This is a genomic window from Desulfovibrio sp. JC022, from assembly GCF_010470665.1.
In the GTDB taxonomy this organism is placed as follows: domain Bacteria; phylum Desulfobacterota; class Desulfovibrionia; order Desulfovibrionales; family Desulfovibrionaceae; genus Maridesulfovibrio.
This window is the reverse complement of the sequence record NZ_VOPZ01000002.1, coordinates 464,280-481,987: the sequence shown is the minus strand read 5'-3', so window position 1 is coordinate 481,987 and position 17,708 is coordinate 464,280. Positions and strand designations below refer to the sequence as shown.

14 protein-coding genes and 1 rRNA gene are annotated in these 17,708 nt (G+C 47.5%); 10 read left to right on the top strand and 5 right to left on the bottom strand.

Features of this window, described 5'->3' with window-relative positions; all coding sequences use genetic code 11:
• Nucleotides 1–14: 14 nt before the first annotated feature.
• The 5 genes from rrf to FMS18_RS05240 all read left to right on the top strand — a co-directional run bounded on the left by rrf (nt 15) and on the right by FMS18_RS05240 (nt 4,940).
• A 5S ribosomal RNA gene (gene rrf / locus FMS18_RS05260) occupies nt 15–129 on the top strand.
• A gap of 115 nt (nt 130–244) precedes the next feature.
• Nucleotides 245–1,270: a pentapeptide repeat-containing protein gene (locus FMS18_RS05255; RefSeq protein WP_163292689.1), complete on the top strand. Its 1,026-nt coding sequence runs from the start codon at nt 245–247 to the stop codon at nt 1,268–1,270.
• A gap of 46 nt (nt 1,271–1,316) precedes the next feature.
• Complete coding sequence (locus tag FMS18_RS05250) at nt 1,317–3,122, top strand: SLC13 family permease (RefSeq protein WP_163292688.1); 1,806 nt, start codon at nt 1,317–1,319, stop codon at nt 3,120–3,122.
• 50 nt (nt 3,123–3,172) lie between these two features.
• The gene (locus FMS18_RS05245; protein WP_275405806.1) at nt 3,173–4,174 is read left to right on the top strand and encodes a radical SAM/SPASM domain-containing protein; all 1,002 of its coding nucleotides are present in this window, start codon (nt 3,173–3,175) and stop codon (nt 4,172–4,174) included.
• Nucleotide 4,175: 1 nt separating this feature from the next.
• Nucleotides 4,176–4,940 (top strand): TylF/MycF/NovP-related O-methyltransferase, encoded by a 765-nt coding sequence (locus tag FMS18_RS05240; protein WP_163292686.1) that lies wholly within the window; start codon nt 4,176–4,178, stop codon nt 4,938–4,940.
• 72 nt (nt 4,941–5,012) lie between these two features.
• Here FMS18_RS05240 and FMS18_RS05235 read toward each other — a convergent pair whose 3' ends face one another.
• The 4 genes from FMS18_RS05235 to FMS18_RS05220 all read right to left on the bottom strand — a co-directional run bounded on the left by FMS18_RS05235 (nt 5,013) and on the right by FMS18_RS05220 (nt 8,603).
• Nucleotides 5,013–6,326 carry a TRAP transporter large permease gene (locus FMS18_RS05235; protein ID WP_163292685.1) on the bottom strand — a complete coding sequence of 438 codons (1,314 nt, stop codon included), beginning with the start codon at nt 6,324–6,326 and terminating at the stop codon, nt 5,013–5,015.
• Entirely contained in the window at nt 6,327–6,812 is a 486-nt protein-coding gene (locus FMS18_RS05230; RefSeq protein ID WP_163292684.1) for a TRAP transporter small permease, read from the bottom strand.
• 120 nt (nt 6,813–6,932) lie between these two features.
• Nucleotides 6,933–7,943 (bottom strand): TRAP transporter substrate-binding protein, encoded by a 1,011-nt coding sequence (locus FMS18_RS05225; RefSeq protein WP_163292683.1) that lies wholly within the window; start codon nt 7,941–7,943, stop codon nt 6,933–6,935.
• Between the two features lie 33 nt (nt 7,944–7,976).
• Entirely contained in the window at nt 7,977–8,603 is a 627-nt protein-coding gene (locus FMS18_RS05220; protein WP_163292682.1) for a TetR/AcrR family transcriptional regulator, read from the bottom strand.
• A gap of 155 nt (nt 8,604–8,758) precedes the next feature.
• Here FMS18_RS05220 and FMS18_RS05215 point away from each other — a divergent pair, with 155 nt between their 5' ends.
• Nucleotides 8,759–10,159 carry a sulfite exporter TauE/SafE family protein gene (locus tag FMS18_RS05215; protein ID WP_163292681.1) on the top strand — a complete coding sequence of 467 codons (1,401 nt, stop codon included), beginning with the start codon at nt 8,759–8,761 and terminating at the stop codon, nt 10,157–10,159.
• A gap of 15 nt (nt 10,160–10,174) precedes the next feature.
• Here FMS18_RS05215 and FMS18_RS05210 read toward each other — a convergent pair whose 3' ends face one another.
• Nucleotides 10,175–11,131 carry an MJ1477/TM1410 family putative glycoside hydrolase gene (locus FMS18_RS05210; protein ID WP_163292680.1) on the bottom strand — a complete coding sequence of 319 codons (957 nt, stop codon included), beginning with the start codon at nt 11,129–11,131 and terminating at the stop codon, nt 10,175–10,177.
• Nucleotides 11,132–11,419: 288 nt separating this feature from the next.
• Here FMS18_RS05210 and FMS18_RS05205 point away from each other — a divergent pair, with 288 nt between their 5' ends.
• From FMS18_RS05205 to FMS18_RS05190, 4 genes are read left to right on the top strand one after another with little or no spacing between them, the layout of a single operon-like run.
• On the top strand, nt 11,420–11,980 hold the full coding sequence (locus tag FMS18_RS05205) for a GNA1162 family protein (RefSeq protein ID WP_163292679.1): 561 nt from the start codon (nt 11,420–11,422) through the stop codon (nt 11,978–11,980).
• Entirely contained in the window at nt 11,899–12,813 is a 915-nt protein-coding gene (locus FMS18_RS05200) for an endo alpha-1,4 polygalactosaminidase (RefSeq protein ID WP_203544516.1), read from the top strand. Before FMS18_RS05205 ends, FMS18_RS05200 begins: the two co-directional genes overlap by 82 nt.
• Nucleotides 12,797–14,881 (top strand): polysaccharide deacetylase, encoded by a 2,085-nt coding sequence (locus FMS18_RS05195; protein ID WP_163292678.1) that lies wholly within the window; start codon nt 12,797–12,799, stop codon nt 14,879–14,881. Before FMS18_RS05200 ends, FMS18_RS05195 begins: the two co-directional genes overlap by 17 nt.
• Entirely contained in the window at nt 14,878–17,706 is a 2,829-nt protein-coding gene (locus FMS18_RS05190) for a tetratricopeptide repeat protein (RefSeq protein WP_163292677.1), read from the top strand. Before FMS18_RS05195 ends, FMS18_RS05190 begins: the two co-directional genes overlap by 4 nt.
• Nucleotides 17,707–17,708 lie beyond the last annotated feature (2 nt).

Here is a 17,708-nt window from a genome sequence, read left to right as displayed (position 1 = left end):
AGCAAGCAAAATTTGCTTGCGACCACTGAGGAGAGGTCACACCCGACCCCATTCCGAACTCGGAAGTTAAGCTCTCCATCGCCGATGATACTGCTGGGTAGCCAGTGGGAAAGTAGGTCGTCGCAAGCTTTTATTTTAAAGCCCCCTTGTTAATTCAAGGGGGCTTTCTTGCGTTGGGACATTTGGGCTGTTAGGCTGATGTTAGTTGTTCAATAAAAAAATCATACGCTGTGTAGGTGTTTCTATGGAGTCTGTCGACTACAAAAAACCGCGTACAAAGTTTAGTTTTGATTTAATCTTAACTGTTGCGTTTGTATGCTTTATCATTGTGCTAAGTGCGGTTTATGTTTTTTTGGCTTTAGATGAAGGCTTTGATCGTGAAAGGTGGAAGGTTGTCTCTGAAATTTTGAGGAATCTGGGGTTAGGTCTTGCTGGGCTATATGCAGCAACCTTTGGATTGATGCTTGCTTGGAGAAGAACTTCTGCAACTGTTGATCAAAATTATACAGAACTATACACAAAGGCAATCGAGCATTTAGGTGAGTCTGAGAATCAATCAGTAAACCTAGGTGGTATTTACGCTCTGGAAAGAATAGCACAGAAATCATTTACAGATCATGGGCCTATAATTGAAGTATTAACAGCATATGCGCGTGAAAATTCTCCTGCTTCAATGAATGCTTCAATTGAACAGTCAGGAATTGATACTTTAAATTATTCTGATTTTAAATCTGCAACACAAGAGGTCAAAGCAATAGCGGCAGTTCTTAGGCGTAGAAATGTTGACCATATTAAATATGAAGATGCAATCGACCTTACTACAGTTAATCTTACTAGCGTAAATTTAAATGGAGCAATACTTGCTGATTCAAATTTCTCTGGAAGTTCTTTATGCTTTGCTCATCTGGAGAGAGTTGATTTTTCATTTTCTAATCTAGGCCGTGTTATTTTTGGGTTTTGTAGAATTGTCGACTCTAACTATAGCAATGCATCTATATTAGGTGCTCAATTTTTCGATTCTGCAATAATAAATACATCTTTTCGTGATGCTAAATTGAATGGATGCGGATTTTCACTTGTTAAATTTGACAATGTGGATTTTAGCAATGCTGATTTGAGCAACGTTAACTTTAGAGAAGCTCAATTGAGAAGATGTAATTTTTCTGGCTGCAAAAATCTAAAGTTGTCTCAAGTTAGTCGAGCCATAGTTTATAGTACTTGCATATTCCCGTCTGAATTCGACATGAACTCAATCCCGATTTTTGATTGAACCAAATTTTGAAAATATCCTCACAAGTTAAGGAAGGTTTTTCTTCATGTCTATCACTCCCGATATTATCCTCGTTCTGGCTGTTCTCTTTTTAGTAGTACTCTTTTTTGTTTTTGAATGGGTACGCGTTGATATGGTCGGTATTATGGTCATGGTCTGCCTTCCCCTGCTCGGACTGGTTACTCCGCAGCAGGCTATTAGCGGGCTGAGTAGTAATGCCGTTGTTTCCATCATTGCTGTAATCATTATCGGGGCGGGGCTGGATAAAACCGGGGTAATGAATAAGCTGGCTCAGCTGATACTTAGATTTGCCGGAAAGGACGAGAATAAAATTACCTCTATGGTTTCCGCTACCGTTGCCGGGATTTCCGGGTTTATGCAAAACATCGGAGCTGCCGCGCTTTTTATGCCTGCAGCTAGACGCATTTCTACTCAGACCGGTGTTCCGGCCTCGCATATTCTGCTGCCCATGGCATTTTGTGCTATTATCGGCGGCACACTTACTTTAGTCGGCTCAAGCCCTTTGATTTTATTAAATGACCTGCTGACTGTGCGTGGTGTGAGCTATGAGCATTTCGGTATGTTCAGCATGACTCCCATCGGTATAATGCTGATTGTCTCCGCTCTGATTTATTTCAGTGTGTTCGGGAAATGGATTCTTCCGCGCAGTAAGGCAGGCAAGGTCAGTGGTCCACTTTCTCCATTGCTTGATAAAACTTACCATGATGTGGGTGAGATTTATGAAATGAAGATTCCCGATTATGGCTTTCATGAACAGTGTCTTTCTGAATTGCAGATTCGTTCAAATTATGCCTGCTCTGTCCTTGCCTCATACAACTCCGTCACCCATAAACGAAATGTTGCACCCCGCCCGGAAGATACACTCTGTCCGGGGGATACAATCGCGGTGATTGGTGAGGCTATGTTCATTGAAAAGTTGTCAGCAGATTTCGGGTGGATAATTTTGCCCGAAATCAAGGTCTTTGCTGACGATCTAGCCCCTACTAATGCCGGAATTATGGAAGGCATAATTTCACCCAGATCGCAAATGGTCGGCATGACTGTCGGCGAAATTCAGCTGCGTAAAAAATATGGGGTAGTGCCGCTGGCGGTATTCAGCGGTCATGAGATGATAATCAGCGATTTATCTAATCTGGTTGTAAGTGAAGGAAACGCATTGTTGCTGCACGGAAAGTGGAGTGCTTTTCATCAGTTCAAGGATCAGAATGATCTCATTTTTACCGAACCGATTAAAGGTGAGTTGTTGCGGGAGAGCAAGGCTCTATTCGCTTTAGCCTGCCTTGCGGTGACCATGTTTATGATTTTGGTGCTGGATATTCAGCTTTCAATTTCTCTGCTGTTCGGGGCCATGAGCATGATTCTGGGTCGCGTGCTTACTATTGACGAAGCTTATCGTTCTGTGGACTGGATGACTGTATTTCTGCTTGCCGGACTTATCCCGCTCGGTTTGGCTTTTGAGAATACCGGAGCAGCAAAGATGATTGCCGATATGCTCATGAATGCAGTAGGAGTGCCTTCACCGACGGTGCTGCTTATCTGTATCGGGCTGTTGACTTCATTCTTTACTCTCTTCACTTCCAATGTCGGTGCCACGGTTCTGCTTGTTCCATTATCAATGAACCTTGCTCTATCGTGCGGTGCTGATCCGCGAGTTGCCGCCATGACTGTCGCACTTGCGGCTTCAAATACATTTATCTTGCCCACGCATCAGGTGAATGCCCTGATTATGCGTCCTGCGGGTTTGAAGGCTGTTGATTATCTGCGCGCCGGGACCGGGATGACACTAATCTTTATGGTTGTTTTAGTGGTTGGCATGCAGTTGTTTTTTTGAGGACATTGATGATTTGACTCTGAAAATTTAATAAATTATTCCTTGGCGATATGTTTCAAGATAAATATTTACTGCACGAAAGACAGGCACATAATTCTCCTGAAAAATTACGTACTATTGCATTAGACGTGACCAATAGATGCAATATGTCGTGTTCGCATTGTTACGCGTCCGTATTTAAGCATCAGCCTGATGTTGATCTTGATTTTTTGCGCAGATTTACTCAGGAAGCTTATGAGCTGGGAGTTTTTCATTATGTTCTACAGGGTGGCGAGGCCATACTTGAATTCGATAGGTTAAAGAGCATTATAGAAATGATTCACCCCAAGGAGACATATATTAATGTTGTTTCCAACGGCTGGGCGATGGATCGTGCTGCAATCAGGGAGCTTAAAGCCTTGGATGTTGATAAAGTGAGCTATAGCCTTGATTCCGGTTTTGCGGAGGAGCATGATTCCAACAGAATGCTTGGATCATTTGAAAGGGTTATTGAAGCGGTGAAGAATACTACAGCCGAAGGCCTCCATTCAGCTGTATCTACAGTGGTTTCGCATAAAACCATTGAGCAGGAAAGTTTTAAAAAAGTTTTGGAGATAGGGAAAGAATTACAGGTCCGGGTTGAAGTTCAGGTTGCCATGCCTGTTGGCAGATGGGATGGAATCAGGGACATCCGTATTACCCCGAATGAAGCTGCTCATTTAAAGGAAATTTTTGAAACCAGAGGGATGCTTCCAAACGGTCAAAGACATATCGGCCGTGATGTATATGACTGTAATGGTACAGACTACTGTCCTGCCGGACAGAATTTTATGGCAGTCAGCGCCTGTGGCGAGATTTTTCCTTGCAATTTTTGCCAGTATACTTTGGGTAATATTAAAGATACCTCGCTGGCTGACGCCCGTGCAGCCCTGCTGACCAGCAAATGGTTTCAAGGGACTCATCCTTGTTGCCTTCTGGGCGAAGATGACGAATTTTTTGATAAATATGTAGCCCCTAACGTTGAGCGCGAAAAGCCTCTTGACGCTTATAAACTTTTTGATCTCAAGGTATGAAATGACAGATAAATTTGATGGATTTGCCAAATCTTTGAGTGACAGTGAGGTTGAACAACAGATTGCAGATCATTGCGAGAAGCATGATTTTTCTCCTCTTGATGCAGCCAAGCATTGGATGGTTTTAGGGCGCAGGCAGTGGATCAAAAGATTTCTGGCTCATTCAGAATTATTCCAGATGACTCTTGATGTTCCCGGCGACATTGCTGAACTTGGTGTGTTCAGGGGAATGGGCCTTTTTACATGGGCGAACCTGCTGGAATCATATTGTATTGGCGATAGAACCAAGACTGTTTGGGGTTTTGATAACTGGGAAGGATTTACGGCTTTTTCACCTGAAGACGGTAAGAGCGTGGAAGATTCCAATAAGATGATCGGCGGATTTTCTCCGAAAGATCATTATCAGGAACTTCTGGATGCGATTAAGCTATTCGATGATGATCGGTTTATACCTCAAAAGCCTCGAATCAAGCTTGTTGAAGGGCAGATTGAGGAGAGTTGCAAGCAATTTGTCGAAGATAATCCCGGTGTGCGTTTTTCTTTAATCCATTTTGATTGTGACTTGTATGCCCCGACAAAGGCGGCCCTTGAGGCTTTTTGGCCTTTGCTCAGCAGGGGAGGAGTCATGTTGTTCGATGAATATGGAATTCAGCAATGGCCCGGTGAGACCAAGGCTGTGGATGAGTTTTTTGCGGACAAGCCCGGAGTAAAGATTAAAACTTTACCGTGGACCAATGCTCCTGCCGGATATTTGGTTAAAGAGTAGCTTATTACAACGCTAAAAAGCCGCCGCATTTTAAAATGCGGCGGCTTTAATTGTTTGTCAGTCTATCCAGCTCTAATACATAGCCTGCGGCAGATACAAAATAATCTGCGGGAAGATGGCAAAAAGCACAATCCCCACAAGAATTGCCAGCAGGAAGGGCATGGTTCCCTTGAAGATATCTTCCAGCGTGATATCCGGGGCGAATTTCTGGGCCATGCCGTAGACCACGTAGACATTTATGCCCACCGGCGGGGTGATGACCCCGATCTGGGTGACCAGCACGATGATGACTCCGAACCAGATGGGATCGAAGCCCAGTGTGGTGATTACCGGGTAGAAGACTGGGATGGTCAGCATTATCAGGGCCAGCGCGTCCATGATGCAGCCGCCGATAAAGTAGACGATGAGAATCATGGAGACGATGATCAGCGGATGCAGGTCGAATGATGCGGTCCATTCGGCCACATTGAACGGAATGCGGGTCACTGCCAGAAATTTACCGAAAATCAATGCCCCGGCCACGAGGAAAAGCACCATCACCGAAGTGCGCAGGGTTTCATAGAGCGAATTAACAAAGGCCTGCCAAGTTAGCTGGCGTTTGATGATACCCAAAATGAGAATTCCCAGCACACCTACTGCTGCTGATTCATTGGGAGTGAAGAAACCGAAGAACATGCCGCCGATTACAAGGGCGAACACAGCGATGGTATCGATAAGTCCCATGAGAGATCTCAGTTTGGCACTCAAGGGAAATTTTTCACCCTTGGGTCCGAGACTGGGATCGCGGTGACAGACCAACGCAATGGCGATGATGAACAGGATGGTCAGCACTACCGATGGCAATATCCCAGCCATGAACAGTTCACCGATGGATTGTTCAGTAAGGATTCCGTAAACAATCAGTACGATGCTGGGCGGCATGATCATGCCGAGTCCGCCGCCGGATGCAACAGAACCCGCTGCAAGGGAGTTGGAGTAGCCGTAACGTTTCATTTCCGGGATACCTACTGTTGCCATGGTCGCGGCTGTAGCCGGACTGGAGCCGCATACCGAGCCGAAAGCTGTGCAGGCAGCAACAGTAGCCATAGCCAGACCGCCCTGAATATGGCCCATGAAATGATAGGCCGTGCTGTAGAGTCTGCGGCTGATTCCACTGTTAAAGGCCAGTTGGCCCATAAGGATGAACAGGGGAATGGTGGACAGGCTGTAGGATGAAAATGTGTCGTAAAAACTGCGTGACAGCAGGTTCATGCCGCCTTTCACGGAGATAAGCATGGAGAAACCGCCAAAGCCTACGAGGGTCATGACGTAAGCCACGGGCATGCGGGTCATGAGCAGGGCAAGCATCACAAAGATGCCGATGATTCCAAGAGTGGTCGGTTCCATTTATTCTTCCCCTTTAAAGAGCATGATGAGTTCTTTCAGCAAGGTAAGGGTAAAGCAACCGAAACCGAAAGCGAGTGCGAAAATGACCATGTCAGTTGGCAGTTCAAGAGTCATGGAGACTTCTTCAGCCTCGCGCATGGAGCAGCCGTAAAGGTAGAGCCTCCAAGTGACCATACTGAAAAGAGCAACGCTCATGGAAGTGGTGATGATCCTGACCATGCGCCTGGTGCGAGAGTTCATTTTGCTATACAGGAATTCCACGCCGATGTTTGCTTTCTGGGACTGAGCATAGCCAAGGGCCAGTCCGGTGGTCAGAACAGCTAGAACCGCAACAATATCTTCGACCCCGAAAATTGGGGTATCCAGCACGCCGCGTGAAATAATGTCCGCCCCGGTCAAAAGGGCCATGCCGATCAAACAGACCGCAGCGATATTTTTTAACAATGCCTCAAATTTATCAATGAGGCTTAAAATCTGATTACCCAATTTACTACTCCAAAAATTAAGAATGCCTCCGGCGGCCCTTCGGGGACCAGAGAACCCTTTTGGAAAAGGGTTCTCTGGACTCTCCGAAAACTTTTATCAGGCTTCGCCAGAGGGCTTTACTTACTGTACTTTATTTAAAGTTTCTACGGTGAAGTCGAGGATTTCTTTTCCGTTGAGTTTTTTCTTGCCTGCTTTCTTGATGTAGTTATCCATCATGGGCGCGGCTTTTTCCTTCCAACGTTTGCCTTCGGCTTCGCTGAGCTCGATGAACTGTCCGCCTTTCTTGGTCAGGAATTCGCGTCCTTCCTTGTCGCTTTCATCCCATGCCTGACCGTGTTTGGCTGCAAATTCCTTGCTGATTTCCATGATGGTTTTCTGGTCCTGTTCGGAAATGGCATCCCACTTGTCCTTGTTCATGACCGCAAAAAAAGTGGTGGTGTAACCGACCGGGTAATCGAGGGTACAATAATCAACAACTTCGCCCATTTTCCAACCCTTGTTGGTTTCCATGGGGTAGACGCCGCCGTCCACAACACCTTTGCGGATGGCCTGATAAGTGTCGGGCATGGACATGGCAACCGGAGCCGCGCCAAGAGCTTTGAGCAACTGGGCGGAGTTGCCGGTTCCGCGCAGTTTCATGCCTTTGAGGTCTTCAAGGGTTTTAACCGGCTTTTTGGCAGTGAAGAGCAGACCGGGACCGTGGGCATGAAAGAAAAGTACTTTTACATCGCGCAGTTCCTTGGGCTGGAATTTTTCATAAACTTTATTGGCAACCTTGGTGGCAGCAACGCCGGATTTGTAGCCAAGGGGCAGATCAACTGCGGCCATGGTCGGGAAGCGGCCGCGGGAGTAAGCCAGTGCGGACATGCCGATATCGGAAAGGCCTTCAACTACGCCGTCGTAGCACTGCTTGGCTTTGGTCAGCGTGCCGCCGGGAAAGTAGGCGATAGATACGCGACCGTCAGTGCGTTTAATTACTTCATCGCTCCACTGCTGGGCCAGTTTGGACTGGATATGGGTGGGCGGGAAGAAGTTTGAGTAGGTCAGATTGACGGATTTAGCACCAGCAGTCAGGGGCAGGGCGCACATGCACATGGCTGCGGCCACTACTGTAATCAAAAGTTTTTTCATGTTCCCTCCGGTTTATTTATGCAAAATGGCTGATTATTCAGCTTTTTTAAGTCCATTAGTTAAGGCGAGAGTTATGGCGGCTTCGCGGACATCTTCAAATCCGATCAGGCCGGCACCGTTGCTGCTTTGGATCATGAATCCGCTTTCAATGGAACTGCGGACCATATATCCTTCAAAGAGTACGGTATTGAAGGCTCCGATTTTTTCTGGCGGATAGTCTGTTTCCACAAAATCGCGGACCAGATCGGCAAAGACCTCTTCGGATAAGCGGTATTGGCTTAAGCTTAGGTCTTCGCGCAGTTCCGGCACCCGTGAGGCATAGATGGTGAATTCGAGAAAGACCTTGGCCCAGTTCTGGTCGCGGACGATATTTTCCAGAAAATCCCAGATGATATTCATGACTTCTTCAAGGGATCTGGCTTTATCCAAACGGTCATCGCGGGAATTGCGGTACTCGGTAAGTTTTTCTTCCACGATTTCCAGAAAAAGTTTGTCCTTGCTCACCCAGTGGCGGTAGAAACTGCCTTTGGCGTACCCGGCGTGCTTGGTGATTTCAGCCACAGTGGTTTCCACGAATCCTTTCTTTCCGAAAAGTTCGTTAGCTGATTCCATAAGCTCTTTCTTGGTCTGGAGCGATTTTTCTTGTTGTTTTCTAGCCATTTGGTCTTCTGAATGATGAGTTTTGCGACCTTTGGTCATAAAGTGACCGCTGGTCATTTTTTAGAGTGTATAGCTGTGTGCCCTATTGCTGTCAACATCTAACTATGACAACTTGCCCTTATCGAATTTAAAATTAGCAGAAGGAATAAAGCGAAGTGCGAAAGCTGTTTACCATATTTATTGTTTTGATTTGCTGTCTGTGCGGAGTATCGGCGCAGGCTCATCCACTGGGGGAAGTGGTGCAGGAAACCACAGTCATGAACGAGGGCAGCAGGCTTCTTATTATTTATGATACTTCTATCGGCCCATCCATCACTGCCACGCTTATTCCTGATGCCGATCATGACGGCAGTGTTTCCGGTTCTGAAGAACGCAAGCTCTCGCGGGATATCAGCGGTCTCCTGCTTCCTAATCTGGAAGTCTATCTGGATGATAAGCAGGTAACGCCTGAACTTTATTATGATTCGGTTTCTCCGGCACCGGGCGGATATAACAACGGGCTGCGTTCCAATCTGGTTTACGCCATCCCTTTGCCAAAAGAGGATTTCGGCAAGCATTACCTTAAATTTTCCGATAACAATTTTCAGACCGGGGAACTCAAGTGGCTGAAGTGGAAGGTGCAGGCCGACCCGCAATTCAGTGTGGTCAAAACTTCACCTGATTCGCGGGAACTCAATTATCAGTTTTTTGCCAAGAAGATTGAAGGGCAGGGAGCTTCGTTTCCCACTCCGATGCCAACTGTGGATGATAACGGAATCAAGCCCAGCCCGCAGGAAGATTCCAGCCAAGCCGCGCTTAAAGATTACCTGGCGCAGGAAAATCTTGGACCGGGAGCTATTCTCTTTGCCCTTGGTCTGGCTTTTTTTCTGGGCATGGGGCACGCGCTCAGTCCGGGACACGGCAAGGCCATGGTTGCGGCCTATCTCATCGGGCGCAGCGGGCGTATCCGTGATGCCTTTACTCTCGGGACCATCGTAACCATCACTCACGTTGCCAGCGTGATTGTGCTTGGCATCGCGGCTTTGCTGCTTTCGCGCTATTTTCTGCCCGGCGACCTTTATCCGTGGCTGGGGGCATTTTCCGGTTCACTGGTCTTTGCGGTGGGCTACATGATGCTGGCCCGCAGGGCAGTGCACAGCCATGGACATTCCCATCATCACGACCACGGCCATTCACATGTTCACTATCACGGACACACTCATGATCATGGAAGCGGGGACGCTCCGGTTTCATGGTGGTCCATGCTCAGCCTCGGTATTGCAGGGGGCATGGTGCCCTGCCCGACAGCGTTGGTGGTGCTGCTGGCTTCGGTTGCTTTCGGGCGGATTGTTTTCGGACTTTTGCTGATCCTTGCGTTCAGCCTTGGGCTTGCCGCTGTGCTGATCATTATCGGTATCCTGACTGTGCGGGCATCGAAGCTTACCGAAAGGTTTTCCGGGTCACGCAGGTGGATTGAGAATCTGCCCGTACTAAGTGCCGGACTGGTCATGCTGGCCGGGATCGCCATTGCGTTGAATGCGTTGCATGCCGGGGGAATATTGCGGTTTAATATTTAAGCCGCCGGAGGCATTTTACTTAAATTTCCAAAAATCAGTAATCCCATCCAGCTCCGCATCGGGCGTTGAACCGTAGGGGACCAGTTTGAAATCCAGAGCTTTTACCTGCTTCAGGTAGTTTTTGTACTGTGATTCTTTGATGTATTCTACGTCGAGAATTGTTTTGCCTGCATCAGCGAGTTGTTTTGCCAGTTGTATGCGATAATTTTTGTCACCTTCACTATGGATGTTGAACAGCAAGCTTTCAAGGCCGACCATGTCTATTGTTTTGAAGTAGACTTCTTTGTATTCCGGGGAGCAATCTTTAAATACTCCCATGCCGTTCTGGGGGCAGATAATAAAATTTTTCCCGGTTTTCTTGCGGGTGTAGTCGCCTATTCTTTTGATTAGTTTGACCATTTCATTCGCTGTATCTTTCACTTCCATGCCCTGCTCGTGCCAGAACCAGTATGCGTCCACTATGTCGAGATAAACGCCGTCAAATCCCGCTTCAAGTATGCGGTCCAGATAGGGGCGTAATCCTATTTCCCACCAATCTTCGCGCCAGTATTTCACTTTGTAATTCTTGGCCCAATCCGGATTTTCCGGTCCGAGAAAGCGAGGTGGATTTTCAGCCCATTCCTTTTTCCAGTAAAAACGGTACTCTTCAGCTTCTCCGATGGAGAAATAGCAGAGCACGGTTTTGTTGAATTTATGAAGGATGGATATTTCTTTTGCTGAAAATTTATTTTTATCTGAACCGTCTTTTGAATAATCAATCACCAGCAGCTCGTAAGGGGATTCAGCCAGCGTAGCCACTGACGGACCTTGCAGTTGATAGGCCCAGCTGTTGATTCTTTTATGTGGCGGGATCATCTTTATCTCCTGTTTCAGTTGTTCAGCCGGTCTGTTGGCGGGAGAATTCGCAGTAGTTGATGCGCAGGCGGCAATCAGGGACAGTAGGGTCAGAAAAATTGTTATATTAATTTTCATGATTTATTTTTCCCGGTTAATTTTTTTATTTAGTGAGAGTAGCATGGGAGGAGGTAAAATTAAAGCGTGTTGTTTTTAATGGTAGTGTAAAAAATAATGTAATTTTTGAAGGTTACAAAGAAATAATACTTTGCATAGACATGGATTAGGATTATAGTGTTCTAAATAAATGAGTAGCTTACTGTATGGTTATAATTCCGGTCTTTTGATAGGGGTGGTTTTAGTTTTCAATCCGTATACTTAGGCTGGGTTAAAAATTAAATTTTTCGATAAATTAAGGAGGGTGCTGTGAAAAAAAACTTTTTCACTACTTTTATTTTTCTTTTCTTTCTTGCCGGATGTTCCGGTACTTACATGAAAGATTACGTACAACCCAACGGGGTTGCCAGTGAGGCGCGTCATGCGGCTGTTCTGCCGCTGGTGAACCTGACCAATACCCCTAATGCTGGACGTATGGTCGGGGACCTGCTGACTACTGAACTTTATGCTTCTACAAAGTTTGACCTCATGGAATCTACCGATATGCTTGAGCGTATCAAGGGTGATGAGGATGATCTTGAATTTGTGATGGAAGATGTGGTGGCTCAGAAACTGGGCAACAAGCTCGGCGTGGATACCGTTATCTACGGTTCTGTTACCGAATATCAGTACAAGCGCGGGGTTAATCAGAGCCCGACCGTTGGTATCAATTTGCGTATGATTGATGTTTCTTCAGGTAACGTGCTTTGGGCTTCATCTTCTTCCAAGAGCGGGGGGTGCTTTTTCGGATGTACGGAATCTTTGAACAGCATTGCGCAGGAAACCCTTGCGGAAATGGTGGCAGCAATGTCAGCCGTTTCTGCGCAATAGTCGCGCTGCTTGTGGTCTCCTTTACCCTTTTCGGCAGGACGTTCGCCTTTGGCGGAAGTAATGGTGTCGATTCATGGGTCTGTTATTACGGAAGTGCGGACCGGGCGGCGGAGCTGTCCGGTTTCGATTTGCTGGTTTCTGCTCCCGGCGGTCAGGACCCGGCTCCTTTGCGCGCAAAGGGGGTAAAGGTACTGACTTATGTCAGCCTTGGAGAAGTGGCTGGAAACGGTCCGTATTATGAGGATGCCAAGCGTCTGGATCTGCTTGTGCGTCACAATGAAAATTGGGATTCATGGGTGGTGGATGTGCGCCGCCCGCAGTGGAGTGAGCTGCTTTTGACCCGTATTATCCCGGATGCATTATCAGCGGGATATGACGGGCTTTTTTTTGATACCTTGGATTCGCCCATTGATATGCAGCGTAGGGACCCGGACAGGTACAAGGGTACCGAGAGGAGTTGCGTGGATTTAGTGCGGGCTATCAGGAAAAAGTATCCCAAGTTGCTGCTCTGTCAGAACCGGGGATTTGAAATAGTTCGGCGTACTGCTCCGTATATCAATTATTTGCTTATTGAGGGGCTTAGCAGTTCCATGGATCTGGCTACATCCATCCGCACGGATGTCTCCAAAACCGACCGTGATTTTCTTATTGCCAAGGCGGAAGACGCCCGCAAGGCCAACCCGAAACTGGTGGTCCTGACCCTTGATTACGTGCCTGGCGAGGATAAGCAGGAAATTGAAAAAGCTTACGATTTTTCACGCAGGCTGGGCTTTGTTCCTTATGTCAGCACTCCCGCATTAAATGAGGTGTTTATCCATGCGTCAGCTGAATAGGCTTGTTGTCGCACTTCTAATTGTTCTTTTCAGCTTGTCCTGTGCTTTTGCTGAGCCGGTAAAGCGTAAGGTGTTGGTTTTATACAATAGCGCAGAGGGGCGTTCCGCAAGAGGTAATAGTTTTGTGGAAGGTTTCGCCGCTCCTCTCAATTACCTCGGCTTTTTGTATGAGGTACGGGACGTTGCGGTGCGACCTCTGCCTTCAGATAAAAGAATGTCCGAGTACGGGGCGGTATTCACCACATTTTCCGAGGATAAAATTGAGAAGCCGGATGTTTATCTTTCATGGCTGATCAAGCAGCAGAATTCCGGCAAAAAAGTTATAATAGCCGGTTCTCTGGGGGCTTATGCCGGGCCGGACACTGTTCCCGCTGACCCGAAGCTGCTGAAGCAGGTATTTTCGAATTTAGGTTTTTCATATCAGGGTAATGCAACACATGATCAGTACCGTCTCAAATATGAGTCTGTTGATCCTGCGAATATGAATTTTGAGCGTAAGTTGCCGTTGTTCCCAGAAAGGTATGTTCAATTTGTTCCGCAAGATAAAGGTGTTGAGTCATGGGTGACTGTAGCCCTTAAGGGGAAGCCTGATTCTACTGCTACAGCAGTCGGAGTGGGACCGCACGGCGGTTTTGCTTTGGATGGGTATATGCGCTGGCAGGATGAGATAGATTACCAGAAGCAATGGTATCTTAATCCTTTTGAGTTTTTAAGGATTTGTCTGGATTTAAAGGGTGTGCCCGCTCTGACTCCAACGACCTTGAACGGTAAGCGGGTTGCTTTTGCCCATATCGATGGGGACGGTTTTGCCGGCTATACCGAGATAGATAAGCAGAAGGTTTGCGGGGAAATCGTCATGGAGCGCATTTTTGAACGCTATGACTTTCCCAATTCCGCTTCGGTTATTGCCGGTGAGATTAATCCGGCGGTGAAGGGCAGTGTGGATAATATTGAAATTGCCCGGACTATGTTTGAGATGTCGAATGTGGAGACTTCATCTCATTCATACACCCATCCTTACGCATGGAATGCCAAGGTGCGTGAGTCAAAAGAATATGCGGAAGATTTTGTCATCGGGCAGTATGAAATCAAAGGTTATAAGTTTGATGCCCAATATGAAATCGTAGATTCATGTGATTATATTTCTGAAAATCTGGCTCCGTTGGAAAAGCCTTGTAAAGTTCTTTTCTGGTCCGGCATGTGCGACCCTACGGAAGAGCAGGTAGCCATTGCTGACAAGGCCGGAATCCTGAACATGAATGGCGGAGATACTGTTTTTGATGCCCGTCGTAATTCTTATTTCGGGGTGTCTCCACTTTATCGCGCTTTGGGCAAACACAACCAGATTTATACCGGGCAGGCCAACGAAAATATTCTGACCAATCTTTGGTCCGGGCCCTTTTTCGGATTTCGTAACATTGTGAATACCATGAAACGGACCGGTTCACCGCGTCGAATCATGCCCATTGACATCTATTACCATTTCTACAGCGGCGAGAAATTCGCATCCCTGAAAGCTCTTGAGGATGTTTACGAATGGGCACTCAGTCAGGATGCGGCAAGGGTTTTTGCTTCCGCTTATATAAAAATGGTCAACGGTTGCCTTGCTGCTAAAGTGGGTAAGCTTGGGACGGATCGTTTTGTTTTTCGGGATTATGCGGATTGCCTTTCCGTGCGTTTGGATGGAATGGAGCGGGTTCCTGATCTTGCAAAATGTAAAAATGTACTCGGGTATGACATCCAGCCTGAAGGCATTTTTGTGCATCTGCGGCCCGGAACTGCGCGTGCGGAGATCGTTTTGAGTGCAGATATGACGGTTAACGATAACTTTGCCTATCTTAAGAACGGGTCCGGCTGGGTGCGCAATTTTGAGCGTACAGCAAAGGGTGTGCATTTTGATTTTGAATGTTTCAGCAAGGGAAATTTTGCTCTGGGCGGTCTTGCGCCGGGTCGAAAATACAAGGTGCTCCGTAAGGATGGACCGCCACTTGAACTTAGCAGCAACGGTGACGGAATATTGCAGGTTAACGGTGTGACCACAGGTTTCATGGAGATTGATCTGATTTGAATATAAAGCTCTGGCGGGTACTCCTTTTCGTACTCATCATAATCGGGACGACCGTACTTATATATCCTTTTCCGAGGGATATGGTCCCCCTGTACCTGAAGAGCGGTGAAATTTCCAAGGCAGCGGACCTGCTTAGTGAACTCCTTGAAGAAGATCCTTACGATTTGCGGCTTTTGACCCTCGGAGCAGATGTATATCTCAAGCGGGGGATGCCGGATAAGGCTATTGCCAGCCTGGAAGAGATTCTTAAGCAGAAGCCTCAGCGCATACCTGAGCTTAGAAAGCTGGTGCAGGTTTACGAGTGGAATGTCATGCCTCGCGAGGCATTGCATACATGGGAGAAGCTATCAAGGATTGAGCCGGGAAAGATGAAGCCTCTGGAACAGATGGTCATGTATTACCGCTACTTTAATATGCTTCCGCAGGAAGTGGATGCCGTAATTAAGCTTAATGAATTGCAGGGTAAGAGGCCGTTCAGCGGTGATTTCATGTTTGTCCTTAATGATGAGATAGAACGGCTGGGTGCTGAACATGCGAAGGACATTGATGATCCGTATCTTGATTTTTTGATCCAGCGTATTTTTATTGTAGGAGAGCGGTTCAAGGCTGAAGTAGAATTCAGGGGTAAGGTAGATTTTCTTCGCTATGTTACCTACGTCCTTGAATATTTCGTTGCTGTTGATAACTTGAAAGAAGGTTACGAGTATGCAGCACGTATGGATAAAAAAGCTGGGCTCGATATTAAGAGCAGGGTGCAGTTGGTTAAGGTTCTGGGCTGGGGAGGGAACTATGGGCAAGCCTTGGAATTGGCGGAAAGATTGCTCAAAATCAGTCCGGAAAATGTACCCTTGCTGACCGAAACAGCATGGCTGGCCCGTAGTGCCGACAGGTATGATGTAGCCAAGGAAGTGCTGGAACAGCTGGTTGTTATCGATCCTGAAAATGACGCTCATCATCGGGAGCTGGGTAATGTTTATATGCAGACCGGAGAATACAGTAAGGCTGTATCCTTGTTCCGCAATTTAGCTAAAAGGCTGGGTAACTGGTTTATTTATGCCCATGATATGCTTCGGGCTGCCTTATTCAGTGAGGACAGACTTCTCATGGCTGAGGCTGTTGAAGACACTAAGGATGCAGATATTTCCGAGCCTGATTACCTGCGAACCCGCGGGGCGTTGCTGCTGACTCTTGAGCGTCCGCGTGAAGCTTATGATGCTTTGCGCAAAGTGGTGGATGGTCCCGGTGCGACTCTGGAAGATTATCAGCAGCTTATTGATGCCGCAGCATCTACCGCAGATAAAAAATTGCTGGCTGATACCGTTGAATTGGCTCTCAGAATTTATCCCGGTGATATCAACCTTATGCGTACTGCCGGTGCTGCTTGGCGTGATGCCGGCCATCCGTTTAAGGCTTACCGCATTTACCGGGAATTGCTGAAAAAGGAACAGGAACAGCAGGATATTCTTGAGATGTTGCTTGCCGCAGCTGACACTCAAGATTTGAAGCTGGCAAATCAGGCCGCTAAGTATGCTGAAAAGATTGCGCCCAAGGATGTGAAAGTAATCGCGCAGGCCGGGGAAATCATGCTCTGGCTTAATTCTCCCAAAGACGGCTACCCGTACTATAAAAAGGCCGCGATCATGACCGGGGGCAGTCGTGAGTATGTGATGAATCTCATCCAGATTGCATCCTACACCGGGGATAAGGTTATTTTCCGCGATGCAGCCGAAACAGCCATCAGGCTCCGTCCGGATGATGAGCAGGTGGCCTTGCTGGCTGCTGCTGTCTGGGCTGCGGCCGGGGATAATGAAAGGGCCGGGCTGCTTATAGCCCGTTTTGCCGGGCAGGGAAGCAGGAACCTTGAGACTCTGCATAAGTGGGCGGATTTTGCGGACAAGGCCGGGCTGACTGAAGAGGCCTACCGCATTTATGATGAGCTTTATGAGCGAGGCTACAAGCGCAAGGAAATACGGGAACCGCTGGCAAGGCTTGCTGAATGGACCGGGCGTCCAGCCGTGGCTGCTAAGATTTATGGTGAAATTTCCGATGAATCACCGCGTAATTTCGAGCTTGCCAGACAGGCGGCCAAGTCTTGGGCTGATGCCGGGGAGTATTTTAAGTCCGCGGATTACTATGAACGGGCTATCGTGCTTAAGCCGAAGGATTATGAGCTGAAACTGGACCTTGCAAGGGTATACGGTTTTGCCGGGAAAATTGCGGATCAAATCAGGCTTTTCAAGGAGCTGCAAGCTGCGGGCAAGTTGCCGGAATCCGAGCGGGTGGAGCTGGCAAGGGCCTATCTTGATGCGCGTGAACCGGAACCAGCTTTGCGGATTCTGGAACCTTATGCCAGTTTGAATAAATTGCCCCGGTTTGAAGGTTTTCTGCTGGCTTCTGCCTTGCAGATGTCCGGGCGCGGAAGTGAAGCTTCAGATGTTTATAAAAGGTTGAAAAAAGAGTACAACAGGGACGAAATTTTTCTGGCCCGGCTTGGTGCGCAGGCCCTGTTTAACAATTTCCAGACCGATGCCTATGACCTCTTTGAGGCTGCGCTTAAGGTCAACCCGGAAAACCATACCGCGTTAAAAGGGCTGGGTATCATTCTTGGTGAGCGGGAACAGTATAAGCGTGCAGCTGGCAAGTTGCGGAAATATTTAAAACTTGTTCCCAACGACGCCGAAGGGCGTTACCAATTGGGTGAGATTTACCGGCTCATGGGCCGGGAAGGTAATGCCGTCCGCGAATTCAAGCGGGCGGCGCGCATTATCCGCCGGGAAGGCCGGAAAAATGTGGCGGGTAAGGACGTAAATAAAATCAACAGGTAATG